Genomic DNA, 25,870 nt, shown 5'->3' on the forward strand with positions numbered 1-25,870 from the left:
ATAATTTTGTCTAATTAGAACTGGCCCAATGTAATATAAGCAGTATTATATTTCTTTTATAACACTGCAAATGAAGGTTTTCCTTTCACTTGATAGAGGCGGTCAAATGTTTAGCGTTACACCAATTCCTGCTTTCTCTGATAATTATATTTGGCTCCTTAAGCTTCCTGACAGCCAGAAAGTCGCTGTGATCGATCCAGGTGATGCAGCTCCGGTTATCGCATACCTTAATGATAATAGCCTTGAACTCGACACCATATTAATCACACACCACCACTACGATCATACTGACGGAGTAAAAGAACTTACGGACAGATATCAAGTTCCTGTTTATGGGCCTCATAACTCTCCTTTCTCAGGTATAACCAATCCCCTTAAGGAAAACGATACACTTGATCTATGGGGACAAAAGCTCGTCATTAAAGAGATACCTGGACATACACTCGACCATATCAGCTACTTTTCTAGCACCGAGCAACCTCAGTTATTCTGCGGGGATACGCTATTTTTAGCGGGATGCGGGCGTTTGTTTGAAGGCACGCCACAGCAGATGTTAGCAGCGATGAATCATTTCCATTCATTGCCAGATAACACCGAAGTTTACTGCACACATGAATATTCATTGGCCAATCTAGCCTTTGCAGAGGCAGTTGAACCTGACAATTCAGATGTTAAAGATGCGATTAACCAATGCACTTCGCTTCGTAATTCTGATCGCCCAACATTGCCATCATCAATAGCCCAAGAAAAACGTATTAACCCTTTTATGCGTTCAGATCAGACAAGCGTCATTAGTGCTGCGAAGCAATTCACTCATCAAACAGAGTTAGACCAAGAAGCGGTGTTTGCAGCTATAAGGGAATGGAAGAATCAATTTTAATTTGTTGATTTTCTAGCTTTTCTAGAGAACCCTTGACCCCTCAAGGGCCACTGATAGAATGGATCGATTTGGGAACCTCAGAATAAGCCATAGTCGTATAGGACATTGTCTTGTTCGTAGGATCCTCTACCTCCTAAACACCGGAGCACCATGTTTTCATCTTCTAAATCGGTCCTGCTATCTATAGCTGCATGCGTAGTATTAAGCGGTTGCCAATCCGTTACCGAAAAAAACACTATTCCTTCTAATACAGGGATAGATCATCAGCCTTCTCAAGCCAATCACACCTTATCACCTAAAGAGAAGACTGAAGCCATCCCAACGGATTTATGGGAAGTCACACGTACTCACATGCAGATGGATCTGCATTTAGATAACCCAAGAGTTCAAACTCAGCTTAAGTGGTATAAGAAACACCCTAACCATATGGCACGCGTGGTAAAACGTGCAGCTCCTTATTATCACCATATTCTAAACAGTGCGATTGAACGTGGCATCCCCGTCGAATTAGCCCTACTTCCAATTATTGAAAGTGCTTACGATCCATTTGCATACTCTCACGGCCGCGCAGCAGGTCCATGGCAATTCATCCCCTCAACGGGTAAGTATTTCGGCCTAAAGCAAAACTGGTGGTATGACGGACGTCGTGACATTTTGAGTTCAACTGATGCTGCCTATACATACCTACAACAGTTACATAAACGTTTTAATGGTGACTGGCTACTCGCCCTAGCAGCTTACAACGCAGGGGGCGGTAACGTTTCTAAAGCTATAAAACGTAACAAGCGTCAAGATAAGCCAACCGACTATTGGTCTTTAAAACTGCCGAAAGAAACGATGGCTTATGTACCTAAATTCTTAGCTGTCGCTGAGGTCGTAAAAAATTCGGGTCATTACGGCTTAACTTTACAACCAATCCCGAACGAACCACATTTCGCTGCTGTTGAAACAGGTAGCCAGATTGATATTGCCCAAGCTGCCTCTATGGCTGATATCAGCACTAAAGAGATGTACCTTTTGAACCCTGGCTTTAACCGCTGGGCCACTGCGCCAGAAGGGCCGCATCGTTTGTTGGTTCCGGTTGATAACGCCGAGCAATTTACCAAAGCACTCTCCGAGCTACCCAGCGATCAACGCGTTAAGTGGGCACGTTATAAAATTCAATCCGGCGATTCTTTGATCGCTATCGCTAAGAAATATAAGACATCTGTCAGCCTTATCCGCTCGACTAATAAGATCAGCGGCAACAATATCAGAGCAGGCAAAACACTGCTGGTTCCAACAGCAAGTAAACGGGCAACAGAATATGTCCTCAGTCAGCAACAACGTCATGCTGACAGACAGAAAACCATTTCACGTACAACTGATCGCCAACAAAAGCATCACACGGTCCAGTCAGGTGATAGTTTTTGGAGCATTGCCAACCGTTACAACGTCGGTGTACGCCAGTTAGCACGTTGGAACAGCATGGCACCAGGTGACCCATTACGAGTTGGCAAGAAACTAGTTATTTGGAGCAAACCAACACAAACCGCGCTAAATGAAACTGATCGCCAAGTAATCCGCAAAGTAGGTTACAAGGTACGCCAAGGTGATTCGCTTTCTGTTATCGCCAACAAATTTAATGTTAATGTTGCGGATATCTTACGTTGGAACAAGATCAACAAAGCTAAGTATATTCGCCCAGGGCAACATCTGACCTTGTATGTAGATGTTACCCGAGCACACTAATTCAGGACGACTGACTCATGGACGCTACAAGTATTTTTATTATTGTTTTTGCGACAGTCACTGCAATTGCGTTTAAAGTCATTCTTTATAAACGCATTCAAAAGTGGATGGATCAAGACCTAATAAAAGGTCTAGCTGATGGCAATGAGGAAAAACTAACGTTCCTACAACAGCAATATCAGCAACTCGTCGACGCGAAAGTTAAGCGTAAGCATCTCCATAATCAGCTAACTGAATTGTCCGAACAATTTGAACAAAAAAGCTAAGGAACAGTCTTATCAGTGGCTTTTACTGGAACCCAGCAAAGGTCACTGATATAAAAGATAATTTACTTTAAGAAGGAACCTTAGATTGCTTACACTCAAACCTCGTACTTGCTCTTCTCTGCGCAAATTAAGTATTTGGTTGTGCCTTTCCAGTTTCCTTACTCCTGCACCTCTATTGGCAGATGCGGTTACATCAAGCCATGGCATTGCAATGCATGGCGACCTTAAATACCCTGCCAACTTTAAGCACTTTGATTATGTGAACCCTGATGCACCCAAAGGCGGCAAAGCCATTCAATCTGCTTTGGGAACATTTGATAGCTTTAATAACTTCATCGTCAAAGGAACCCCTGCTGACGGGCTTGGCCTCCTATACGATAGTTTACTTGGTAAAGCTCAAGACGAACCTTTTTCCCTATATGGTCTCGTTGCTGAATCACTAGAAGTGCCAGCTGATCGTAGCTGGATTATTTTTAATATACGCCCTGAAGCAAAATTTAGTGACGGCCACCCAATTACTGCAGAAGACGTAGTTTTCAGTTTAGAAACCTTGAGATCTAAAGGCGCACCTTTCTACAAAGCATACTATGCCGACATAGAATCAGTTGAAGCACTTAATCCTCACCGAGTTAAATTTAATTTCCGCAACAACCTTAACCGTGAGTTAGCCCTTATCGTTGGTGAAATTGCAATTTTACCTAAACATTTTTGGCAAGATAGAGATTTCCAAAAACCGAGTTTAGATATTCCGGTTGCCTCTGGTTCATACACGATTGATAGTTTTGATGCCGGACGTAGTATCACCTATAAGCTAAGCCCTGATTACTGGGGTAAAGACCTACCCGTTAATAGAGGTCGTCATAATATTGAATTTCTGACCTACGATTACTACAGGGATAACACGGTAGCAATGGAAGCTTTTAAAGCTGGTGAATACGATTTCCGTCAAGAAAATTCATCAAAGCGCTGGGCTACTAGCTATACAGGGTCTGCAGTAGATTCAGGCAAGATAATTGTCAAAGAGTTAGGTCATGAAAACCCAACAGGTATGCAAGCCTTCGTCCTAAACACTCGACGACCGCAATTTGAAGACCCGCGTGTTAGACAAGCACTAGCGCTAGCATTTGATTTCGAATGGACCAATAGAAACATCTTTTACAACGCCTATACCCGTACCCATAGCTTTTTCTCCAACTCGGAGATGGCCGCTACTAGCCTGCCAACCGAGAAAGAGATCGAGATACTTGAGCCTATTCGTGACCAAATCCCTACCGAGGTATTTACTCAAGTTTATCGTGCTCCTGAAACCAGTGGTAATGGACGAATCTATACCGAGCTGCGTCAAGCTAAACGCCTACTTCAACAAGCCGGATGGATCTTTAAACAAGGTAAGTTAGTCCACAAAGAGACTGGCGAACCACTTAAAATTGAAATGCTGCTTTATTCACCTGCTTTCGAACGAGTAGTCGCTCCCTTTATTCGTAACTTGGAACGATTGGGTATTCGCTCAAGCATTCGTTTAGTTGATGTTTCACAATACATCAGCCGCCTGCGTAAGTATGATTTTGACGTAGTTGTAAGCGGATTTGGTCAATCCTCCTCACCGGGTAATGAACAACGTGATTACTGGCATTCCTCTGGTGCTGATGTTGAAGGCAGCCGTAATCTCATCGGAATCAAAAATCCAGCGGTTGATTACCTAGTTGACCAGCTTATTCAATCCCCTGATCGTGAGCAGTTGGTTTTACGAACTCGTGCCCTTGATCGCGTGCTGCAATGGAATCATTACGTTATCCCTCAATACCATATTAATAAATATAGAGTGGCTTATTGGGATAAATTTGAAATGCCGAGCACTCGCCCTAAATACAATCTAGGTTTTGATACTTGGTGGATCAAACCATCCGAGGACGCTAAATAATGGCTGCGTATATTCTAAGGCGTTTACTTCTGATCATTCCTACCTTGATAGGAATTCTGACGATCAACTTTATCATTGTTCAAGCAGCCCCTGGCGGCCCCGTTGAGCAAACCATTGCTCAATTGGAAGGCATTAATGTCGGTGCGACGGCTCGAGTCAGTGGCGCACAAAATGACCTAACAACCGAAGCAAGCAGCGCGAATGGTGGTGACAGCAGCTATCGTGGTGCGAGAGGCTTAGACCCAGAATTGGTAAAAGAGATCGAAGCGCTATACGGTTTTGATAAACCCGCTCACGAACGCTTTTGGCAGATGCTAAAAAATTACGCCGTTTTCGATTTTGGAAATAGCTTATTTAGTGACAAATCGGTAGTCGATTTAATCATCGAAAAACTACCGGTCTCTATCTCCTTAGGCCTTTGGGCGACATTGATTACTTACGCTGTTTCCATTCCTTTGGGTATACGTAAAGCGGTTAAAGACGGCACCCCTTTTGATATCTGGACCAGTACTGCAATAATCGTTGGCTACGCCATTCCGAACTTCCTATTTGCGATTTTACTGATCGTCATCTTCGCAGGCGGCACTTGGTTAGACTGGTTCCCACTTCGAGGACTGACGTCACCTAACTTTGATGAATTAAGTTTGTGGGGCCAGATTAAAGATTACTTCTGGCACATCACCCTACCAGTTATCGCAACTGTGATCGGCAGCTTTGCGACATTAACGATGCTAACCAAAAATTCATTTTTAGATGAGATCAACAAGCAATATGTGCTTACGGCGCGTGCTAAAGGCCTTTCCGAAAAGAAAGTCCTTTATGGTCACGTCTTCCGTAACGCTATGCTTATCATCATTGCTGGTATGCCTGCAGCGCTTATCTCAATCTTCTTTACCGGCTCTATGCTGATTGAGGTCATCTTCTCCCTTGATGGCATTGGACTGCTAGGTTATGAGGCTGTAATCAACCGTGATTACCCTGTTATCTTTGGCACCCTGTATATCTTCACCCTTATCGGTTTATTACTTAAATTGATCAGTGACATTACTTATGTACTGGTAGACCCAAGAATAGATTTTGAAAGCAGGGAGCTTTAATCATGGGTGTATTAGTTAATAAACTCAGCCCTCTCAATCAGCGCAGGGTCGAAAACTTCCGTAAAAACAAACGCGGCTATTGGTCTTTATGGCTCTTCAGCACGCTATTTTTCCTATCGTTATTTGCAGAGATTATTGCGAATGATGATCCGCTGGTAGTGTCGTATAAGGGCGATCTATATTTCCCGGTCGCTGTGAATTACACCGAACTGACCTTTGGTGGTGAATTTGAAAGCCCTGCGGATTTCAAAGATCCTTACATTCAAGACCTTATACATAATGAAGGACAAGGCTGGATTATCTGGCCGCTGATTAAGTACAACTACAGCACGATCAATTACGATCTTCCCGTACCAGCACCATCACCTCCAACAATGGATAACCTACTAGGTACAGACGATCAGGCTCGTGATGTACTTGCTCGCGTCATATACGGTTTTAGGATCTCAATCCTATTTGCCGTAGTTTTGACTTTAGCGAGCTCTGTTATCGGTGTAGTTGCTGGTGCTATTCAGGGCTACTACGGCGGTAAAGTTGACCTTTTCTTCCAACGCTTTATCGAGATCTGGTCTGGTCTTCCGGTTCTGTTCTTGCTGATCATTTTAGCCAGCATTGTTGAGCCAAATTTCTGGTGGCTATTGGGTATTATGCTTCTGTTCTCTTGGATGCAGCTGGTTGATGTCGTACGTGCCGAATTTTTACGTGGTCGTAATCTCGAATATGTTCGAGCCGCGCGTGCGCTTGGCTTAAATAACCGCATGATCATGTTCCGCCATATTCTTCCTAATGCCATGGTGGCAACACTGACCTTTATGCCATTTATCTTTAATGGATCTGTTGTTACGTTGACCGCTCTGGATTTCTTGGGCTTTGGCCTGCCTCCAGGCAGTCCATCATTGGGTGAATTAGTTGCTCAAGGTAAAACAAACCTTCATGCACCATGGTTAGGTATCACGGCTTTCTGTAGCCTTGCATTGATGCTTACCCTTCTAATCTTTATAGGTGAAGCTGTACGTGACGCCTTCGACCCAAGGAAAGTGTCATGAAGTCTCCGCTATTAAGTGTTCGCAACCTATCCGTCACTTTTGATCAGGGTAGTGAAGCTGCTGTAGAAGCAGTGAAACAAGTTAGCTTTGATATACCGAAGGGTGAAACTCTTGCATTGGTAGGAGAATCAGGTTCTGGCAAATCCGTATCTGCAATGTCAGTTCTGCGTTTACTCCCCTACCCTAAAGCAAGTCACCCTAGCGGTGAAATTCACTATGATGGCCAAGATCTGCTGAGCTATAACGAAAATCAGATGCGCCAGTTACGCGGCGATAAGATCAGCGTTATCTTTCAGGAACCAATGACGTCGCTCAACCCGCTACACACAATTCAGAAACAGATAGGGGAAACTCTACTTCTGCATAGAGGGATGACTGGTAAACAAGCACGATCTCGAATTCTTGAACTACTTGAGTTAGTTGGCATCCCTGAGCCTGAGAAACGCTTAAATAGCTACCCTCATGAACTTTCCGGGGGGCAACGTCAACGTGTAATGATCGCGATGGCACTCGCCAATGATCCTGAACTGCTTATCGCAGACGAGCCAACCACAGCACTTGATGTAACAATTCAGGAACAGATTCTAGAGTTACTAAAGTCTCTGCAAGAAAAACTGGGCATGGCGATTTTGCTGATTACTCATGACCTTAATATTGTTCGTCGTTACGCGCATCATGTCTGTGTTATGTATAAAGGTGAGCAAGTCGAATCGGCTCCAACGGCTCAACTGTTTGCACAACCACAACACCCTTACACACAAACGCTGTTAGATGCGGAACCATCAGGTAATCCTGCTATTGTTCAATGCGAGCAAGAGCGCTTACTAGAAACAGACAAATTAAAAGTCTGGTTCCCTATTACAAAAGGCTTTTTCAAAAAGACCGTAGACCATATTAAAGCGGTAAACAGCATCAACCTTTCTGTTAACCGCGGTGAAACACTTGGCATTGTGGGAGAGTCTGGCTCAGGAAAAACCACATTAGGCCTCGCTATTTTGAAACTACAACGTAGTGAAGGTGAAATTACATTTGATCAGACCGCTCTAGCACCTTTAGATCAAAAAGCGGTTAAACCTTTACGTAAACGGATGCAGATAGTTTTTCAGGATCCGTTCGGCAGCTTGAGTCCGCGCATGTCTATTGCTGAGATCATTGCCGAAGGACTCGATATCCACCAGCCAGAATCTAAAGCTGAGCACGAACAAGCGATCATCGATGTACTACAAGAGGTTGGTATCGACCCTGAAAGTAGACATCGCTATCCGCATGAATTCTCTGGAGGTCAGCGGCAGCGTATCGCCATCGCACGCGCGTTGGTACTGAAGCCTGAACTTATTGTATTAGATGAGCCCACCTCTGCGTTAGATCGCACGGTACAGAAACAAATTGTGGAGCTATTGCGTAACCTTCAGGAAAAATATGGCTTAACTTATCTGTTTATCAGCCATGATTTAGCCGTTGTAAAAGCGCTAAGCCACAAGCTAATAGTGATGCGCCATGGAGATATCGTCGAACAAGGTGATGCCCAACAAATTTTCGCTGCCCCTAAAGCTGAATATACACAACAACTACTGGCAGCTGCATTTAATCAATAAGTCGAGTATGCCTCTCCCACTTTAAGACGAAGCGGTGCTAATTCTTTAGCGCCGTTTCTAGTTCTTTCTATTTACTTTTGTCTGCATCAAGATCAGAGTACGACTATCAGAAAATATAGGATTAATAGTTTCTACAGCTACTAATCCCATATTTTTTGAGGATTAAAACAATGACAAACCCAACGGAGCCACACAAGATTCTTGTGATTGGCGGGGGCGCTGGCGGCCTTGAGCTCGTCACCCAACTAGGCCACCGCTACCGAAAAAATCCCTCAGTTGAAGTAACCCTAGTCGATCAAAAACGTTCTCATATCTGGAAACCTCTTTTACATGAGGTGGCCACGGGTTCGCTTGATCCAAATACAGATGGCGTTGTTTACCATGCTCACGCGGTCAAACACCACTATGAGTTCGAACTAGGTACATTTTGCGGCCTAAATAAAGACACAAAAACCGTCACACTGGCTGAAACAGTCGATGAAGATGGTGTTCAAATACTTCCGGAAAGGCATCTGCAATATGACACCCTTGTTTTAGCGATCGGAAGCGTCAGCAACGATTTCAAAACACCGGGTGTAAAGGATCACTGTTTCTTCCTAGATACGGCTAAACAAGCTGAACGTTTCCATAACGCGCTCATTAACAACTTCATGCGCGTGAACCAGCGTGAAAACGGCGTATTAAATATCGCGATTGTTGGTGCAGGCGCAACGGGTGTTGAGCTTGCAGCTGAGCTTTACAACGTAACCGACATGCTTAAGTCATACGGCCTTCCGAAAATGACGGCTAAACAGCTGAAGGTTACGCTTATCGAAGCTGGTCCACGTATTCTTCCTGCACTGCCTGCTCGTATCTCCGGCTCTGCCCGAGATGAACTAGCAGCTTTGGGTGTAGATGTATGTGAAGATACGTTGATCAAATCAGCGAACGCTAATGGCTTTGAAACGGCTGACGGTTCAGAAATCGAAGCAGATATGATGATCTGGGCCGCTGGCGTTAAGGCACCTGACTTCCTAGCAGATCTTTATGGTTTTGAGTTAACTCGCACGAATCAGATTCTGGTTAAACCTACGCTTCAATCCAGCATCGACGATAGCATTTACGTGATTGGTGATTGCTGTGCTTGTGCGCAGGAAGATGGTAGTTGGGTGCCGCCTCGGGCCCAATCAGCACATCAAATGGCGTCAATCGTTAAGAAAAACATTATTCTTACCGAAAAAGGCAAACCACTTAAAAATTTCGTCTACAAGGACCACGGTTCACTGGTCAACCTTAGCCGTTACAGTACCGTGGGCAGCTTGATGGGCAACCTTTCAAAGAACTCGATGTTTATTGAAGGGAAAATTGCTCGCATCGTTTACGTTTCACTTTATCGTATGCACCAAATTGCTATTCACGGCTTCTTCAAAGCGATGATCGTTTATATTGCTGAGAAGATCGGAAAAGTAGTACGACCGAAGATGAAACTGCACTAAGTTTCTAGATTGGAATAGTACGTTGATTGTTGATCTTAAATCAGCGCACTATTCCCACTCATTTTGATAAGCTACTTCCCTAGTCCAACAATAGTTAGACCCTTCGCTCATCTTTTCTAGTTCCGCTTTTAAAAACTCAGTAAATACTGCCACCTTACGTGGTAGAAAATCCCGCCTAGGATAGAGTAAATACACACCATAGTCTTCTGGCTCAATAGGTGGAAACAACGAGACTAATTCACCTGAGCTTAAGCCATCTTTAAATAGAAAATGAGGCCCCTGCATCACACCGACACCGCTACGACAAAGATCCACCAGCGCCTGACCATCATCAACTACTAAATAGTTTTTGGGATCTAGCTTTTCGGTCTCCCCATCCACTTCAGCCAAAACAGGCATCAACTTACCTGTCTGCTTAAAGCGAAAACGTATCCATCGGTGATTATCAAAATCCTGAAAACTATCGATTTGTCCGCACTTCATAAGGTAGCTTCTTGATGCACAAGTAAGAAAATCCATAGGGCTCAACTTATGCAATACCATACGACTATCAGATACCGTACCTGTTCGGATCGAGAGATCGAATCCCCGTTCGATAATATCGACATATTCATCGGAGAAACTCAATTGCAGACTAATATCCGGATACCGTTCGGTAAATTTACAGAGTAATGGAACAATATATAAACGCCCGTAAGCGACCGGTAAGTTTACCTTTAGAACACCCGTTGCAGACTCATTACCCGATTTAAGACGCTGCTCACACTCATCTAGATCTATGAGTAACGTTCTTACAGTCTCTAGGTATTCCTTTCCCGCATCAGTAATGGTCAGCTTTCGGGTAGAACGATAAAACAGTGTATAGGCTAACTGCTTTTCTAATCGGCTTATCGCCTTGCTTACTGTAGATGCATCCGCACCTAGTACCGCTGCGGCAGCTGCAAATGATCCTTTTTCGCATACGGTAATAAACGTTTTTAATACATTGAATTTATCCATTCATGAAGAATATTCACCAATTAAATTCTGATCAAGATATTTTTCACTTATGAGCTTGATTCTAAAATGGTCGCAATTAACTTTCCGGAGATAAAAATGAGAAAGCAATTTGTACGACTAACAGCAACTCTGGTTTTACTACTCTTAAGTCAACTAACATTCGGCGAGAGTAAGAAGATCGGCATTCTTGTCTTTGATGGTGTTCTAACATCCGATGTAACAGCACCATTAGAAGTTTTTGGCGTCGCCAGTAGAAAAACATGGTTTAGTGACTACACACCTATCGTTATCAATGTTGAAAATAAGCCCGCGGTAACCACTGAAGAGGGCCTAAGCTTAAACAGCCCCTATTGGATCGGTAATGCTCCTGAACTAGACGTTCTAATCGTACCCTCTAGTTACGACATGGACCCACTGCTCGAAAACATCCAATTGATCCAATTCATTAAAACCACGGCTAAAAACGCCGAATGGATGGCGAGTAACTGCTCCGGTTCTTTCTTACTTGGTAAGGCAGGCCTGTTGGATGGATTAAAGGCCACAACTTGGGCTGGCGGTGAAAAGGATCTTGCTCGCACCTTTCCAGATGTAAAAGTCCAATACGATCAGAATGTAGTAATTGACGGTAATGTGATTACGTCCAATGGCAGCTTAGTTAGCTATCAAGCAGCGCTAGTGCTTCTGAGTAAATTAGCATCGGCCTCTAAAGCTAATGAAGTAGCAGAGGCGCTACAATACACACGCTTTTCTACTAAGAAATTTATTTTGTAATTAACTCAGGCCCAGCAAATTTATTTGCTGGGCCTTCCATCATTTATAAACAACGAAAATATTACTCACAAGAAACCGTTCGAGTAGAAGCCCACTCTCTTAAATAATCAATCTTTTCAGACATCACAACAGACAGGGGCTGAGTCTTTCGTAACTCGGCATGCAGTAGAGCTTGATCAAGTTCAACATTCTGGGCATGGGCGGTATAAAAAGCAGAGATAACTGCTTGCTCAATTTCAGCTCCCGAAAATCCAACGCTTTCTTCAATCAATCGCTTAAAGTCAAAGTTGCTTACATCGACACCTTGGCGTTTCAGATGAATATCAAAGATTTTAAAACGAATATCGTCATTAGGGAGATCGACAAAGAAGATCTCATCAAAACGCCCTTTTCGTACAAGCTCCGGTGGCAAGGCTTCAATATCATTCGCCGTAGCTACGATAAATACGGGCGCATCTTTCTCGGCCATCCACGTCAACAAGGTACCCAGCATGCGTGTCGCAGGGCCACCCTCATCACTTCCTGATGAGATCCCTTTTTCAATCTCATCTAACCAAAGCACACAGGGCGCCATAACCTCTGCCGTTTGTAGGGCTTCACGAAGATTACGCTCAGTCTCACCGTAAAATTTGTTATATAGGGCGCCAAAATCCAGTCGTAATAAAGGCGCATGCCAGCTACCTGCAACCGCTTTAGCCGCAAGGCTTTTACCACAACCTTGTACGCCCAATAACAGCATCCCTTTAGGTGCGGGTAAATTACCAACGCCACTATCACCGTTAAAAAATGGTTTTCGTTCATTTAACCAATTTTTAAGTCCGTTAAAACCGGCTATATCAGAGAACTGTGCAGTGTCATATTCAAAATGCATATTCCCCTGCTCACTCAATAGCTGATACTTCGTTTCGTTAATTGCAGGGATATCACTGGTGGTGATCGCACCATCATCAAAAATTGCATTTCTTGCTAATCGCCGAACATCAGATCGGGTTAAACCCGTTAAGTTTCTAACCAAAAGCTGCAGGTTTTCAGAACTCGCCTGCACTTTAGAGCCTGAACTAGCCAACCAGCTCTGTGCTTCCTCTCGAACAATTTTTTCTATCTCCCTACGTTCAGGTAGAGCGATATCTAATTTGGCGCTAAGTTTCATAATCTCAACTGGCACTTCCAACGCGTGGCTAAGCAAGATTAACGTATGGCCTAGTTCATGAAATTTGAGCGCAATATCCTTCAATAAACGTACGTGCATAGGCTCATCCAAAAACGGATGCAAATCCGCCAATACGTAAACACCAGGGGTAGATACTGATTTAATATGCGCTAGGGCTTCGGTCGGTTGCGAGAATAACTTTTGCGGCGGGAGATCACGATCAATTCGCTGAATGCCATCGGTCAAAGTCCACTTGAATAGCGGCCTTTCATACACAGGCTTAAGTGATAACAGCACATCAACCACCTGATTCTCCTCGGTACTTTCGATGACAATTAGAGGGATCTCAGATTTGATTAAGACTTCCAGTTGATGCTGTACCATGCCTAAACTCCATTTAAACTAAAGGAATTACTCTATTACATCTGTAAGTATCTATGCAAAGTAAATCAAATAGTTAACTCGGGCATTTGACCTGTTGACTGAAACAGTGGATCCAAGCCTAATTGCTGTAATAAAGAAAAGGAATTCCGATGAAACTACTGACTTTAATAGTATGGCTAAGCAGCATAGCTATATACCTTTCAAGTGACACTCTAGGGCTTCACGGATATATAACCATCGCCATACCTGCAACATTTCTACTCTTATCATTTATCTTGGTAGAACAGTTCAAAGCGATGTTCAGATGGTTTCATCATTTGATCGTAATTCAAATATTGTTTTGGTACCTATATTCGATTTACTTGCATATCCCAAGAATGGAAGGCAACGTCATAGAACAATACCTTTCATATTCACAGATTTTCCTAACGGCTAATTGGTACATTGGTTTTATGCTGTTTTTTGGACTAATTTCGATACCGCAAACAAAGAAGACCAAGCAAGCCATGCTCCATCCAACAATTGAATGCGCAATACCTGAAGAATCATTAGGCAAAAAATAAGGCGGTTAAACCGCCTTATTAGATTTATAAAAAATTATAACTTTTCGTTCTTTAGGAAACTGAAGCCACATCAGAGATAACCTGGCGTATCCAACGGTGAGCAGCGTTATGTTGTAGCAATGGGCTCCAAGCCATTTTGAACTCAAATTCCGGAATATCAAAAGGCGGTTTTTTCACTACTAATCTGGGGTTTTCAGATTGGATAGAAGCAGCACGACTTGGAATAGTTGCGATAAGACCACGCTGAGAAGCAAGCAAAGCAGCTGATTGATAGTGTCGAGTGAATACCGAGATATGGCGCTTATAGCCAATTGAGTCTAATGCCTCATCAACCCAACCGAGCCGCTTGGTATCTTCAGGCGTGATACCCATACCTGCTCCCATGCCGGTTTTACTCACCCAAACATGATTTGCCCTGATATAAGTTTCCAAACAGTAATCATGGGAAATGGGATTATCTACGGCAAACAAACACGAAAACGAATCTTTCCATAAGGTCTTTTGGTGGAAGGATTGCGGCATAGTATCAAAACGGTTGATGACCAGATCAACCAAGCCCTGCTCCACTTCAAGAAAGCTCATATCACTCGGCGTTAAGATATCAAGAACAACATCAGGCGCTTCACGGTTCAAACGCTTTAATAATCGGGGTAATAGTGTTGCCTCACCATAGTCACTGGTCATTATACGAAAGACTCGATCACTGGATTTAGCATCAAACTCAGTTGTTGGTTCTATAACCTGTTCTACCGATGCAAGGATCTGTCTAAGCAGTGGCTGCAATGATTGAGCACGCTCAGTAGGCACCATTCCTTCACTGGTTCGAACCAAAAGTGGGTCACCAAAAGTTTCACGCAACCGCCGCAAACCGTTACTCATAGCGGGCTGTGTAATCCCAAGTAAGCTGGCGGATCGAGTCACATTACGCTCCCGCAGCAAAATATCAAGATACACCAAAAGGTTAAGGTCGATTTTATCCAGATTCATATCAATGCCGTAATCATGCGTGTTTCAGTAATAATACCATAGACCTATTCACAGGATAAATACTGCAAATAACAGGCATTTATTTCAATTATAGGGTTAACCGCACTAGAATCGATTGCGAAACTTTTAAGAGTTAGCCGAAAACTGGCTAGCAACTAATATAGAAGGAATGACCATGTCATCACTGAACAAAGACATCGAAAGCATTGCAGGTCTTAAAGCTGAAGCTGGTAGCCCTTGGGATGCAATCAACCCAGAATCTGCTGCACGCATGCGCGCTCAGAACAAATTCAAAACTGGCCTAGATATCGCTAAGTACACTGCTGGTATCATGCGTCGCGACATGGCTGAGTTCGACAAAGACAAAACTAAGTACACTCAGTCTCTAGGCTGCTGGCACGGTTTTGTTGGTCAGCAAAAGCTGATCTCTATCAAGAAGCACTTCGGTTCTACTGAGCGTCGTTACCTATACCTATCTGGTTGGATGGTTGCTGCTCTACGTTCTGACTTCGGTCCTCTACCAGACCAGTCTATGCACGAGAAAACTTCTGTTGCTTCTCTTGTTAACGAACTTTACACATTCCTTCGTCAAGCTGACGCTCGTGAACTAGGCGGTCTATTCCGTGCACTAGACAAAGCACGTGAAGCTGGTGACGCTGCTCTAGAAGCTGACATCCAGTCTCAGATCGACAACCACGAAACTCACGTAGTGCCAATCGTTGCTGACATCGATGCTGGTTTCGGTAACGCTGAAGCGACTTACCTAATGGCTAAGCAGATGATCGAAGCAGGTGCATGCTGCCTACAGATCGAAAACCAGGTTGCTGACGAGAAGCAGTGTGGTCACCAGGACGGTAAAGTAACTGTTCCTCACGCTGACTTCCACGCTAAACTACGTGCTCTACGTTACGCTTTCCTTGAGCTAGGTGTAGATGACGGTGTTATCGTTGCTCGTACTGACTCTGAAGGTGCTGGCCTAACTAAAGAAATCGCTGTAGTTAAAGAACCAGGCGACCAAGGCGACGTTTACAACTCTTACCTAGACGTTGAAGAAGTTGCTCCAGAAGATACTGCTGAAGGCGACGTACTAATCAGCCGTAACGGCAAGCTAGTTCGTCCTAAGCGTCTACCTTCTGGTCTATACCAGTTCCGCGCAGGTACTGGCCACGAGCGTTGCGTATTCGATTGTATCGAAGCTATCAATGCTGGTGCTGACCTTCTTTGGATCGAGACTGCTGTACCAACAGTTCACGAAATCAAAGGCATGATGGACGACGTTCGCAAGGTTCACCCAAATGCGAAACTAGTTTACAACAACTCTCCATCTTTCAACTGGACTCTAAACTTCCGTCAGCAGACTTACGATGCATGGGCTGCTGAAGGTAAAGACGTTTCTGGTTACGACCGCGACAACCTAATGTCTGCTGATTACGACGGTTCAGAACTGTCTGACGCTGCTGACGCTCGCGTTCAAACGTTCCAGGCTGATACTGCTCGCGAAGCGAACGTATTCCACCACCTAATCACTCTGCCTACTTACCACACGACTGCACTGTCTGTTGATAACTTGGCTAAAGAATACTTCGGTGAGAAGGCTATGCTTGGTTACGTTGAAGGCGTACAGCGTAAAGAGATCCGTCAGACTATCGCATGTGTTAAGCACCAAAACATGTCTGGTTCTGACATCGGCGACGACCACAAAGAATACTTTGCTGGTGAGAACGCTCTAAAAGCTGGCGGCGCGAAGAACACTTCTAACCAGTTCAGCTAAGCAATACTAGCTAAGGCAAATGTTCTAGCTAGCTAGGGCATCTACCTTGCATAGAAAGGCGGCCCCTTTTTAAGGTGTCGCCTTTTTTATACCTGCTACAAATACTTAGAAAGTTAAAAAGGATTCATTTTGATTTTTAAGATAGAATCCCCTACTGCTTTCAATTGCAAACTGATTAAGTGATTTAGATTATGACTACACCTACTTTTCTTAAAGACGCTAAAGAACTGTTAACCGAACAGGGTTTTGCCACTAGTAACACTTGGTACCATGGCACATCTTCCGCGCTGGTCGAATCAATCAAAGATCAGGGGTTAAATCGTTCTGGCGACAAGGCGCTTAAACAAGCTGCTAAACAAACAATGGCTACAATCGGTAATAGCTATACCGAAACCATCGAGCCTGTATTCCTAACACAAAGCAAAGAGTTAGCTTACTTTTGGGCTGAACAAACTGTTAGAAACCGCTCAGTACGTATTGAAGGCGACGAAGAACCTGTCGTTTTTGAAGTGACGCTTTCAGATGATCTAAACAGCCGAGTAAAAACTGATGTAGGCGCAGCGAGTCTATTAATGGTGAAAGAAGGCGAAGCTTATTTGGCTCATTTAGCCAGCATCTATGAAGAATGCGGCCTAGAAGCACCAGAAATTGATCTAAAAAGCGCTGATCGAATGGATTACCTAAACAAACTAGGCATGGCTTATTACGATTACGACATCGATAAAGATTGTGTGAATTTGCTAAGCGAGTGATCCCATCACCCTAGCCTCACACATATAAAAAGGACGCGATTGCGTCCTTTTTATTGCCTGATATAAAACTATTGTGTTTCGCCGTCCTGCAGCTCACAGCTCTGCTCTAAGACCTTCACCCTTTTCAAAGCTTCATCTAAATTCATTTGATCAAGCACAGCCTGAACCCCCTGTTGGCTTGTCTCTTTATTCAACTCTACAACTTGGTACATCTGAAACAGGTTGAAACCTAATGAGCACACGAAAACAATCGCAAGCAGTATAGCTGCGTCCAAATGCAGCGGTACTTTTCGTTTAAGGTCCAATATATTTTCCTTGATAAGCTGGAAGTTAGATACGAAATATACCAATTTTTTAGACAATCAAACAAACTAAACCGCTGCTATTTAGACGGTTTTTGACGATGGTAACAACAACCTCAAATGGCTCGGTTATTTTTTGCCCCTCACATGCCACTAGGTGTTAATAACGGCAACTATCTACCCACCCACCGCAGCTTTGGTCATTTTTCAACCAGCCAACCTACTGATTATAAATCGTTTAAACATTCTGGCATTAGGTTTGCTGTGCATTGAATATTAGAAAATAACCTCGGAGCCGGTCATGCACGCTGTTACACATACACCAAAGCGCCTAAACGCACTAGAACAGATCCCTGTTCATGAGCAGATTAAAAAGCATATGAAGGCACTCGAAGAGGCTCCGAGCATTTCCAGCATCGATCAATTTTACTTAGACATGTTGGAACAATTCCTGCCAGCCAATCAGAAAGCGCGCTATCTTAAGCTACTCAAAAAAGAGATCGTCGCTGTCTTTAGAATCGACCAGATTATGGCTGCAGTGCTATATAGCGATTCCACTATTGAGTCCTTTTCACATCAAGTAACCGAGCATATTAACTCGTTAAACGCCGGCCCATTATCCGTCAGCCGTATTAGTTACATATTGCACAAAGCGCTTTCTGATCGAGTTTCTGTCGATTATTTTTGTAAAGACAACCCTACTTATTATGATCTAAAACTGGGCTACCTATACACTGAAGAAGATTTACAGGCGGGCTTTACTGCAGACGAAACCTCTACAGAAGAACTCATGTGTGACTGGTTACAGAGTTATCAGCAGTGGATGCACGACTATCTATATTTCAACCTTGCACAGATAACCAAAGAAACCGATAGATTACCGCCTAAAACACTGTCTCTACTGCAGAACTATAGCGCCGAAGAGAAAGAGCAATTACAAGCATTGCTTTAGCAGATACATAAACACTTTCTTGTCAGTTGATGGTCTGTGCTATAGATTGAGCTTTTCTCACCTTCAAGAGCCCAGCCTTTATGGAATATGTACTACCGCTTTTAATATTGGCCATCGTTTTATTTCTCTACACTAGTCGCCAAAATAATTTAAAACTCGCAGAAGCCAACAAGAAAGCTGGCGAAGAATTTTTAGCTGAAAACACAAACGATCCGGACGTCACCCAGACAAGTTCTGGTTTACAGTTTAAGGTTATCGAAAAGGCTGATGGAACATCCAAGCCCAGTGCCACATCCACAGTTAAAGTTCATTATCATGGCACATTGATAGACGGCACAGTGTTTGATAGCTCGGTCGATCGTGGAGAGCCTATTGAATTTGGTTTAAATCAAGTCATTAAAGGCTGGACAGAAGGCTTACAATTGATGGCAACGGGCGACAAATACCGTTTCTACATCCCATCAAATCTAGCTTACGGAAATGGATCTGCTGGCGTTATTACACCAGGGTCAGTGCTTATATTTGATGTTGAACTGTTAGATTTTAAGAACTAAACAATCTCTGACAGAATGCTAAATTGAGGCAAGATATAAAGTAAACAGGAAGCCAATTGGCTTCCTGTTATGTATAAACGATTAAATATCGCTAACATCAAATTCAGCTACAGGGCTGACATCTGCTTCGTAATCTACGGAGTCGATGCCAAAACCAAATAGTTTCAAGAACTCATCTTTATACAGCTGGTAATCTGTAAGATCGAATAGGTTCTCAGACGTTACTTGAGGCCAGATTTCACGGCACGCATTCTGAACTTCTTCTTTAAGCTCCCAGTCATCCATACGGAAACGGTTAGTATCGTCCATTTCTGCTGTATCACCGTATAGACCTGTATCGAATAAACGCTGAACCTGCTCCATGCAACCTTCGTGTAGGTTCTGTTCACGCATTACCTTAAAGCACATTGCCAAATATAGAGGCATAACTGGGATTGCAGAACTTGCCTGAGTTACAACAGATTTCAAAACACCAATGTTCGCTTGACCGCCTGTTGCGTTGAGCTTGCTATCGATTACTTTAGCAGCACGATCAAGATCCTGCTTAGCTTTACCTAATGCACCATCCCAGTAGATTGGCCAAGTAATATCTGAACCGATGTAAGAGTACGCTACAGATTTACAGCCATCAGCTAGTACGCCTGCTTCAGAAAGCGCGTCCATCCATAGCTCCCAATCTTCACCGCCCATTACCGTTACAGTAGCTGCGATCTCTTCTTCAGTAGCCGGCTCAACCTCAGCATTGATGATGACATCTTTATTAGTGTCAATCGCTGTGGATTTGTACGGCTCACCAATAGGTTTAAGGCAAGAACGGATAACTTCACCAGAATCTGGCATTTTACGAACAGGAGAAGCTAGAGAGTAAACAACTAGATCAACCTGCTTCATCTCTTCCTTAATTAGCGCAATCGTTTTCTCTTTGGCTTCGTGAGAGAAAGCATCGCCATTCAAGCTTTTAGAGTAAAGACCAGCCGCCTTAGCTTCTGAATCAAATGCTGCAGAGTTATACCAGCCTGCAGTACCTGTTTTACGCTCAGTACCTGGCTTTTCGAAAAACACACCAATTGTCGCTGCGCCCGAACCAAATGCTGCTGCGATACGGGAAGATAAACCGTAGCCACTGGATGCACCAATTACTAGAACACGCTTAGGGCCATTTTCAATAGCGCCCTTCTTCTGAGTGTATTCGATTTGCTCACGCACATTAGCTGCACAGCCAGTTGGGTGAGTAGTAGTACAAATAAAACCGCGAATTTTTGGTTTGATAATCATGGCTAAACGGGTCTCAAATCCATTAGAAAAATTTGGTCTGTAAGATACAGCAATTCATTGCAAGTTGACAGTTTCATGCGGCATCCCTAATTCACAGACAAAATTTACTGGGCTATTTAATTCTTACGAATTGTTACTAACTGATTTTATAAATAGGCAGAGGCGGTTTCTTTTGGTTATGATGCGCAGATTGCATATTCTATTTAAAGGAACATCCCCATGCAGGAACTACACGGTTACTACCTAGAAGATTTAGAAGTAGGTATGAGCGATAGCTTTGCCAAAACCATTACTGATGCAGACGTCTGCATGTTTGCGGGTATTTCCGGTGATACTAACCCAGTTCACATTAATGATGATTACGCGAAAACAACACCATTTGAAAAACGCATTGTCCACGGCATGTTTAGTGCTGCACTGATCTCAACTGTTGCAGGTACGAAGCTTCCAGGGCCAGGCGCAATTTATGTTGATCAACAAATTAAGTTCCGTGCTCCTGTATTTATTGGTGACACAGCTAAAGCGACACTTACAGTTGAAGAGATTGATACACGCCGCCGTCGCGTAAAGTGCAAAACAGATGTAACTGTAGGCGATAAAGTTGTTGCTACAGGTACAGCAACCTTTATGGTTGATAAGAAAGAAGCTTAATTTCCTCTTTCTATGCGCTAGCTTTATCTAAGCTAGCGCCTCCTACCCCATATTTATCACTCCTTCCTAATTTTAATGATCCTTATCAATAGAATTGATTAAATTCTAGACTTTGGTCGATTGCGATCCTTCTACCCATGAGTAGAATGTGCCAGCAAAAAAATAACAACAAAAATGGACTACCATGAAGAAGATTTTAATTAGCGCCTGCATGCTAGGTGATCGCGTACGCTATGATGGCGGCCATCACTTAATTGACCACCCAACATTGCAGCGTTGGCACAAGGAAGGCCGCTTTGTCCCTATCTGCCCTGAAGTCGCAGGTGGCTTAAGCACACCACGCCCACCAGCAGAAACACAGTGCAAATTCCCTATTTTAATCACGACACAAGATGGCAACGACGTTACGCCTGAGTTTTTATCAGGTGCTGAAAGAACCTTAGAAATTGCCAAACGCGAAGGTGTCGCTTGCGCGCTTATGAAGGCTAAAAGTCCTTCTTGCGGCAACAAACGTATCTATGATGGCAATTTTTCCGGCAACCTAGTTGAAGGTTCAGGTGTAGCAGCAGCTGAGTTAATGCGTAACGGCATCCCTGTATTCAGTGAAAAAGAACTGCCTGAACTCTTTGCTTTTATCGAAGATTCTGAAAGGATGACGGCCTGAAACGAATTAGTTAAGAGGCCTATTGATGGAGCAAGAGATTCAAAACGAGCTAGAAACCATAACTCGTTTAACAAATATGGTCATAGATTTTTTCGTCAATTACAGTTTTCAGGTAATTGGCGCGATCATCATTTTTTTGATCGGTCTGATTGTCGCTCGATCAATAGGCAAGTTCGCTCTTAAGCTATGCGAAAAGAATAGCGTTGATGTTACCCTGAGCTTATTTATAGCCAGTACCGTAAAGCTGCTAATCGTAGCTATGGTATTGGTGATTTGTTTAGGTAAATTTGGTATCAGCGTTGCGCCTTTTGTGGCAGCAATCGGTGCCGTATCTCTAAGTGCTGGATTAGCTCTACAAGGTGTGTTCTCCAATTATGGCGCAGGCTTCACTATTATCCTGACCCGTCCATTCGTCGTCGGTAATACCATAACAATTAACGACATTTCTGGTGTCGTAACAGAGATTAAGCTCGCACATACCCTACTCGCCACAGAAGATGGTGAGATCATTACAATTCCAAACAAGCACATCGTCGGTGAAGTGATAACCAATTCTTTCGCTAATAAAGTTGTCGAAGCCTCTGTTGGTATTAGCTACAGTGCAGATCCAGAAGTTGCGATTCAAGTAATCAAACAATCTTTAGCCCAGTTTGATGAACTTTCTCGAGAATCCCCGCCACAAGTGGGCATCGAAGCCTTTGCCGATTCTTCTATCAATATTGCTTACCGTTATTGGGTGCCGACAGACCGCTATTTTGAAGTGCAATATCAAGTGAATTTAGCTGTATTTAAAGCACTTCAAACCGCTGATATAGAAATTCCATTCCCTCAACGGGAAGTTACATTGAAAAATGCAGCTGCTGAGTAGTTTTTTCCTTGGCAGCACCATTGCAGCCACCTACAATGTGGCGATTTGAAACGAATTTAAAATTGATTGAGTAAAAGTATGCGCACTAGCCAGTATCTCATATCCACCGTTAAGGAAACGCCATCCGACGCAGAAGTCATCAGCCACCAGTTGATGCTTCGAGCAGGCCTTATTCGTAAAGTTGCTTCAGGTCTTTATAACTGGTTGCCGCTTGGCCTTCGCACGCTTCGCAAAGTTGAGCGTATCGTCCGCGAAGAGATGGACAAATCCGGTGCGATGGAAGTCCTAATGCCAGCAATTCAGCCTGCTGAGCTTTGGGAAGAGTCTGGCCGCTGGGAACTTTACGGTCCTGAGCTACTGCGCGTTAATGATCGTCACAACCGTGAATTCTGTGTAGGCCCTACGCACGAAGAGGTCATCACTGACCTTATCCGTCGTGAGATCAAAAGCTACAAACAGCTTCCTGCAAACTTTTACCAGATCCAAACTAAATTCCGTGACGAAATTCGCCCTCGCTTTGGCGTAATGCGCTCACGTGAATTTATCATGAAAGACGCATATTCTTTCCACGTAGGTCAGGAATCTCTTCAACAGACTTACGATGTAATGCACCAAACTTACACCAACATCTTTAACCGCCTAGGCTTAGATTTCCGTCCTGTACTTGCGGACACAGGTTCAATCGGTGGTGCTACCTCTCACGAATTCCACGTACTTGCTGACTCTGGTGAAGATGACATCGCGTTCTCTAATGTTAGCGATTACGCAGCAAACGTAGAATTAGCTGAAGCACTATCTCCTGAAGGCGATCTAGCAGCGCCATCTGTTGAGATGACGACAGTAGATACGCCAAATGCGAAGACAATTGATGAATTGGTTGAGCAGTTTGATCAACCAATTGAGAAAACAGTTAAAACGTTGATCGTTGCAGCATCTGAAGAGTGCGAAGCAGATTTTGTTGCTCTGTTGGTTCGTGGTGATCACGAGTTAAACGAGATCAAGGCAGAGAAACTTGCACAAGTTGCTGAACCTCTAGAATTTGCTACAGAAGAACAGATCCGTGATCTAATCGGTGCTGGCCCAGGCTCTCTTGGCCCTGTTGGCTTAAACATCCCAGTGATTGTTGACCGTACGGTTGCTAAAACATCTGACTTCAGTGCTGGCGCTAACATCGACGGCAAGCATCTATTTGGTATCAACTGGAATCGCGATGTTGATCTACCAGAAGTCGCAGATCTTCGTAACGTTGTTGAAGGTGATCCGAGCCCATGTGGTGAAGGTACACTTGTCATCAAACGTGGTATCGAAGTAGGTCACATTTTCCAGCTTGGTCAGAAATACTCAAAAGCCCTAAGCGCTGAAGTTTTGGATCAAAATGGTAAGTCTGTAGTAATGGATATGGGCTGTTATGGTATCGGTGTTACCCGTGTCATTGCAGCTGCGATTGAGCAGAACCACGATGACGGCGGTATTATCTGGCCAGAAGCGATCGCTCCATTCCACGTTGCACTAATTCCGCTTCAATACGATAAGTCTGATGAAGTACGCGAACTAACTGACAAGCTTTACAATGAACTAAAGCAGGCAGGTTACGATGTAATCATGGATGACCGTGATAAGAAGACCAGCCCTGGCGTTAAGTTTGCTGATTCTGATCTTATGGGTATCCCACACCGCGTGGTTATCTCTCCTCGTGGTATCGAAGCAGGCACTTTAGAATACAAAGGCCGTCGTGACGACGAGAAACAAGACGTTGCAGTAGATGGCGTGTTACCACTACTAGCTGAGCGTATCAATCTGTAAGATTATTTTTCAGATCATTGCTCCATAAAAAAACGGGCTTAGCGCCCGTTTTTTCTTCTATCAATCCTCTTCTTGAGGATATAACCGTCTAAAATCATCAATATTCGAGCCTGTCTGTTGTAAACGCCATACCAACTCAAACTCTGTGATCTCACCCTCACGATACAAAGCATGAAGTTCAGCATAGGCATTCGCCAAGAACAACGCTATTGATTCAGGCCGCTTAAGATCATTTTCTGTTGCCATTTGGAAGTCAGTAATTGGCTGACACCAATGCTCTGGCAGTTCCCATACTTCACACGCACGTCTTGTTAGCGCATGAGAAAAATCACTTAAAAGATGACTAAAAACCTCAGGGTGCGGTTCTTGCTTTTCAACAGCATGTATTTCAATCAATTTTTTAAAAATGATCAATTTACCAACATCGTGTATCAAACCAACAAAATACGCTAAACTGGGATTTCCTCCCAGATTTTCACAAATCTTTTTGGCATTATTGGCAACCTCTGAAGAGTGATCCCACAAAGCCTTACCGAAGGTCTCAAAATAAAAACTATCAATTTGGAACTTGTCAGCAACCAAAGAAGATAACACTACATCCCTTAAACGCTGCTGACCTAGCATACTTAATGCGTGCTCTAAATCTTGAATCACAACACCTGATCCGACAAATGCGGGAGAATTAGCGATAGAGATCACTTTCCCAGCTAAGGCAGGGTCTTCTTTAATAGCAGAAACAATTTTCGATTGAGGAGTATCCGGGTTAACCAGATCATTCATCAGCAATAAAGCATTTTTCGATAATTTGGGAATTGATTCTTCACTCAACCCCACCATCTCTTCATCTAATGAGGCCCTTAGGATACGCTCCTGTTGGTGCGATTCTTCAGTACCTAATGATCTTACACCTAAAAGATTACTAATAAATGAAAGCGTTAATTCACGGGAATGTTCCATTACCTTTGGAGCATCATCAGTTACAGCGCAAGCGTTATCTTCAGAACCGTCAACCATTGATGACTGCGGCTGATTGACTTCTTCTGATCTTTCATCATTTGAAAAGCCAAAAATTGATTTGAATTTGGCAAACATACCTACTCCAAGACAAAAACATATCACTAGCAGTGTAGTCGATTAACGCACTTCGAAGGTTTGAGGCGCATCAATGTTATCAACTCTATCACTAATAACTTCAGCGACGTTTGCCAGCTCAGGTCCTTGGCTCAGCCAAGCTTCCAATTGAAGCACAGCCTGCTCTTCACCCGTTGCCATAAGCTCGACACGTCCATCATTTAAGTTTCTCACCCAACCTTGAACGCCTAAAGAGATGGCTTTCTCTTTCGTTGATTGTCTAAACCAAACACCTTGGACCCGACCGCTGACAAATGCATGAATAGATAAATCTGCCACTTT

The 25,870-nt window shown here is 43.6% G+C and carries 25 protein-coding genes; 18 read left to right on the plus strand and 7 right to left on the minus strand.

The genetic code is table 11. From position 1 onward, the window contains the following. Nucleotides 1–106: 106 nt before the first annotated feature. The 8 genes from gloB (at nt 107) to ACMXYX_RS09285 (ending at nt 10,011) form a co-directional block, all read left to right on the plus strand. A complete protein-coding gene (gloB, locus tag ACMXYX_RS09250; protein WP_415881412.1) occupies nt 107–880 on the plus strand; it encodes a hydroxyacylglutathione hydrolase in 774 nt (257 codons plus the stop codon). A gap of 150 nt (nt 881–1,030) precedes the next feature. Beyond that, nucleotides 1,031–2,611, plus strand: a complete 1,581-nt coding sequence (locus tag ACMXYX_RS09255; protein WP_415896321.1) for a LysM peptidoglycan-binding domain-containing protein — start codon at nt 1,031–1,033, stop codon at nt 2,609–2,611. 17 nt (nt 2,612–2,628) lie between these two features. Further along, a complete protein-coding gene (locus tag ACMXYX_RS09260; protein ID WP_415881414.1) occupies nt 2,629–2,877 on the plus strand; it encodes a hypothetical protein in 249 nt (82 codons plus the stop codon). An 85-nt stretch (nt 2,878–2,962) separates the two neighbouring features. Further along, a complete protein-coding gene (locus tag ACMXYX_RS09265) occupies nt 2,963–4,798 on the plus strand; it encodes an extracellular solute-binding protein (RefSeq protein WP_415881415.1) in 1,836 nt (611 codons plus the stop codon). Further along, nucleotides 4,798–5,895: a microcin C ABC transporter permease YejB gene (locus tag ACMXYX_RS09270; RefSeq protein ID WP_415881416.1), complete on the plus strand. Its 1,098-nt coding sequence runs from the start codon at nt 4,798–4,800 to the stop codon at nt 5,893–5,895. Before ACMXYX_RS09265 ends, ACMXYX_RS09270 begins: the two co-directional genes overlap by 1 nt. 2 nt (nt 5,896–5,897) lie before the next feature. Then, the gene (locus ACMXYX_RS09275; protein ID WP_415881417.1) at nt 5,898–6,941 is read left to right on the plus strand and encodes an ABC transporter permease; all 1,044 of its coding nucleotides are present in this window, start codon (nt 5,898–5,900) and stop codon (nt 6,939–6,941) included. After that, complete coding sequence (locus ACMXYX_RS09280) at nt 6,938–8,536, plus strand: ABC transporter ATP-binding protein (protein ID WP_415881418.1); 1,599 nt, start codon at nt 6,938–6,940, stop codon at nt 8,534–8,536. The genes ACMXYX_RS09275 and ACMXYX_RS09280 overlap by 4 nt, the downstream gene beginning before the upstream one ends. A 170-nt stretch (nt 8,537–8,706) precedes the next feature. After that, a complete protein-coding gene (locus ACMXYX_RS09285) occupies nt 8,707–10,011 on the plus strand; it encodes an NAD(P)/FAD-dependent oxidoreductase (protein WP_415881419.1) in 1,305 nt (434 codons plus the stop codon). A 48-nt stretch (nt 10,012–10,059) separates the two neighbouring features. Here ACMXYX_RS09285 and ACMXYX_RS09290 read toward each other — a convergent pair whose 3' ends face one another. Then, nucleotides 10,060–11,010 (minus strand): LysR substrate-binding domain-containing protein, encoded by a 951-nt coding sequence (locus tag ACMXYX_RS09290; RefSeq protein WP_415905937.1) that lies wholly within the window; start codon nt 11,008–11,010, stop codon nt 10,060–10,062. A gap of 96 nt (nt 11,011–11,106) precedes the next feature. On the opposite strand from ACMXYX_RS09290, the gene ACMXYX_RS09295 reads away from it, so the two are divergent. Continuing rightward, nucleotides 11,107–11,781 carry a DJ-1/PfpI family protein gene (locus ACMXYX_RS09295; protein ID WP_415881421.1) on the plus strand — a complete coding sequence of 225 codons (675 nt, stop codon included), beginning with the start codon at nt 11,107–11,109 and terminating at the stop codon, nt 11,779–11,781. Nucleotides 11,782–11,842: 61 nt separating this feature from the next. On the opposite strand, the gene ACMXYX_RS09300 is transcribed toward ACMXYX_RS09295, so the two are convergent. After that, entirely contained in the window at nt 11,843–13,315 is a 1,473-nt protein-coding gene (locus tag ACMXYX_RS09300; protein ID WP_415881422.1) for an AAA family ATPase, read from the minus strand. Nucleotides 13,316–13,464: 149 nt separating this feature from the next. Here ACMXYX_RS09300 and ACMXYX_RS09305 point away from each other — a divergent pair, with 149 nt between their 5' ends. Next, nucleotides 13,465–13,878: a hypothetical protein gene (locus tag ACMXYX_RS09305; protein ID WP_415881423.1), complete on the plus strand. Its 414-nt coding sequence runs from the start codon at nt 13,465–13,467 to the stop codon at nt 13,876–13,878. Between the two features lie 51 nt (nt 13,879–13,929). On the opposite strand, the gene ACMXYX_RS09310 is transcribed toward ACMXYX_RS09305, so the two are convergent. Then, nucleotides 13,930–14,865 (minus strand): LysR family transcriptional regulator, encoded by a 936-nt coding sequence (locus tag ACMXYX_RS09310; RefSeq protein WP_415881424.1) that lies wholly within the window; start codon nt 14,863–14,865, stop codon nt 13,930–13,932. 175 nt (nt 14,866–15,040) lie between these two features. Here ACMXYX_RS09310 and ACMXYX_RS09315 point away from each other — a divergent pair, with 175 nt between their 5' ends. Next, nucleotides 15,041–16,636, plus strand: a complete 1,596-nt coding sequence (locus tag ACMXYX_RS09315) for an isocitrate lyase (RefSeq protein WP_415896322.1) — start codon at nt 15,041–15,043, stop codon at nt 16,634–16,636. 191 nt (nt 16,637–16,827) lie between these two features. After that, complete coding sequence (locus tag ACMXYX_RS09320) at nt 16,828–17,388, plus strand: hypothetical protein (protein ID WP_415896323.1); 561 nt, start codon at nt 16,828–16,830, stop codon at nt 17,386–17,388. 68 nt (nt 17,389–17,456) lie between these two features. On the opposite strand, the gene ACMXYX_RS09325 is transcribed toward ACMXYX_RS09320, so the two are convergent. Beyond that, nucleotides 17,457–17,693, minus strand: coding sequence for a hypothetical protein (locus tag ACMXYX_RS09325; RefSeq protein ID WP_415881428.1), 237 nt, complete (start codon nt 17,691–17,693; stop codon nt 17,457–17,459). A 298-nt stretch (nt 17,694–17,991) separates the two neighbouring features. Between ACMXYX_RS09325 and ACMXYX_RS09330 the strand changes: the two genes are divergently transcribed. Together ACMXYX_RS09330 and ACMXYX_RS09335 are read left to right on the plus strand one after the other, a co-directional pair. Next, on the plus strand, nt 17,992–18,642 hold the full coding sequence (locus ACMXYX_RS09330) for a hypothetical protein (protein ID WP_415881429.1): 651 nt from the start codon (nt 17,992–17,994) through the stop codon (nt 18,640–18,642). Between the two features lie 80 nt (nt 18,643–18,722). Next, entirely contained in the window at nt 18,723–19,196 is a 474-nt protein-coding gene (locus ACMXYX_RS09335) for an FKBP-type peptidyl-prolyl cis-trans isomerase (RefSeq protein ID WP_415881430.1), read from the plus strand. Nucleotides 19,197–19,277: 81 nt separating this feature from the next. Here ACMXYX_RS09335 and fabV read toward each other — a convergent pair whose 3' ends face one another. After that, nucleotides 19,278–20,471, minus strand: a complete 1,194-nt coding sequence (fabV, locus tag ACMXYX_RS09340) for an enoyl-ACP reductase FabV (protein ID WP_415881431.1) — start codon at nt 20,469–20,471, stop codon at nt 19,278–19,280. A 219-nt stretch (nt 20,472–20,690) separates the two neighbouring features. On the opposite strand from fabV, the gene ACMXYX_RS09345 reads away from it, so the two are divergent. From ACMXYX_RS09345 to ACMXYX_RS09360, 4 genes are all read left to right on the plus strand, one after another. Beyond that, the gene (locus ACMXYX_RS09345) at nt 20,691–21,122 is read left to right on the plus strand and encodes a MaoC family dehydratase (RefSeq protein ID WP_415881432.1); all 432 of its coding nucleotides are present in this window, start codon (nt 20,691–20,693) and stop codon (nt 21,120–21,122) included. Nucleotides 21,123–21,306: 184 nt separating this feature from the next. Continuing rightward, nucleotides 21,307–21,786, plus strand: coding sequence for a DUF523 domain-containing protein (locus ACMXYX_RS09350; protein WP_415881433.1), 480 nt, complete (start codon nt 21,307–21,309; stop codon nt 21,784–21,786). 25 nt (nt 21,787–21,811) lie between these two features. Beyond that, nucleotides 21,812–22,654 carry a mechanosensitive ion channel family protein gene (locus tag ACMXYX_RS09355; RefSeq protein ID WP_415905938.1) on the plus strand — a complete coding sequence of 281 codons (843 nt, stop codon included), beginning with the start codon at nt 21,812–21,814 and terminating at the stop codon, nt 22,652–22,654. 78 nt (nt 22,655–22,732) lie between these two features. Beyond that, complete coding sequence (locus ACMXYX_RS09360) at nt 22,733–24,457, plus strand: proline--tRNA ligase (RefSeq protein WP_415896325.1); 1,725 nt, start codon at nt 22,733–22,735, stop codon at nt 24,455–24,457. A gap of 60 nt (nt 24,458–24,517) precedes the next feature. On the opposite strand, the gene ACMXYX_RS09365 is transcribed toward ACMXYX_RS09360, so the two are convergent. Together ACMXYX_RS09365 and ACMXYX_RS09370 are read right to left on the minus strand one after the other, a co-directional pair. Further along, nucleotides 24,518–25,549, minus strand: a complete 1,032-nt coding sequence (locus ACMXYX_RS09365) for an HDOD domain-containing protein (RefSeq protein ID WP_415896326.1) — start codon at nt 25,547–25,549, stop codon at nt 24,518–24,520. A gap of 42 nt (nt 25,550–25,591) precedes the next feature. Further along, nucleotides 25,592–25,867, minus strand: a complete 276-nt coding sequence (locus ACMXYX_RS09370; protein WP_415881437.1) for an acylphosphatase — start codon at nt 25,865–25,867, stop codon at nt 25,592–25,594. Between the last annotated feature and the right edge of the window lie 3 nt (nt 25,868–25,870).

The sequence above is a fragment of the Neptuniibacter sp. QD72_48 genome, assembly GCF_047778065.1.
Taxonomy (GTDB): Bacteria; Pseudomonadota; Gammaproteobacteria; order Pseudomonadales; family Balneatricaceae; genus Neptuniibacter.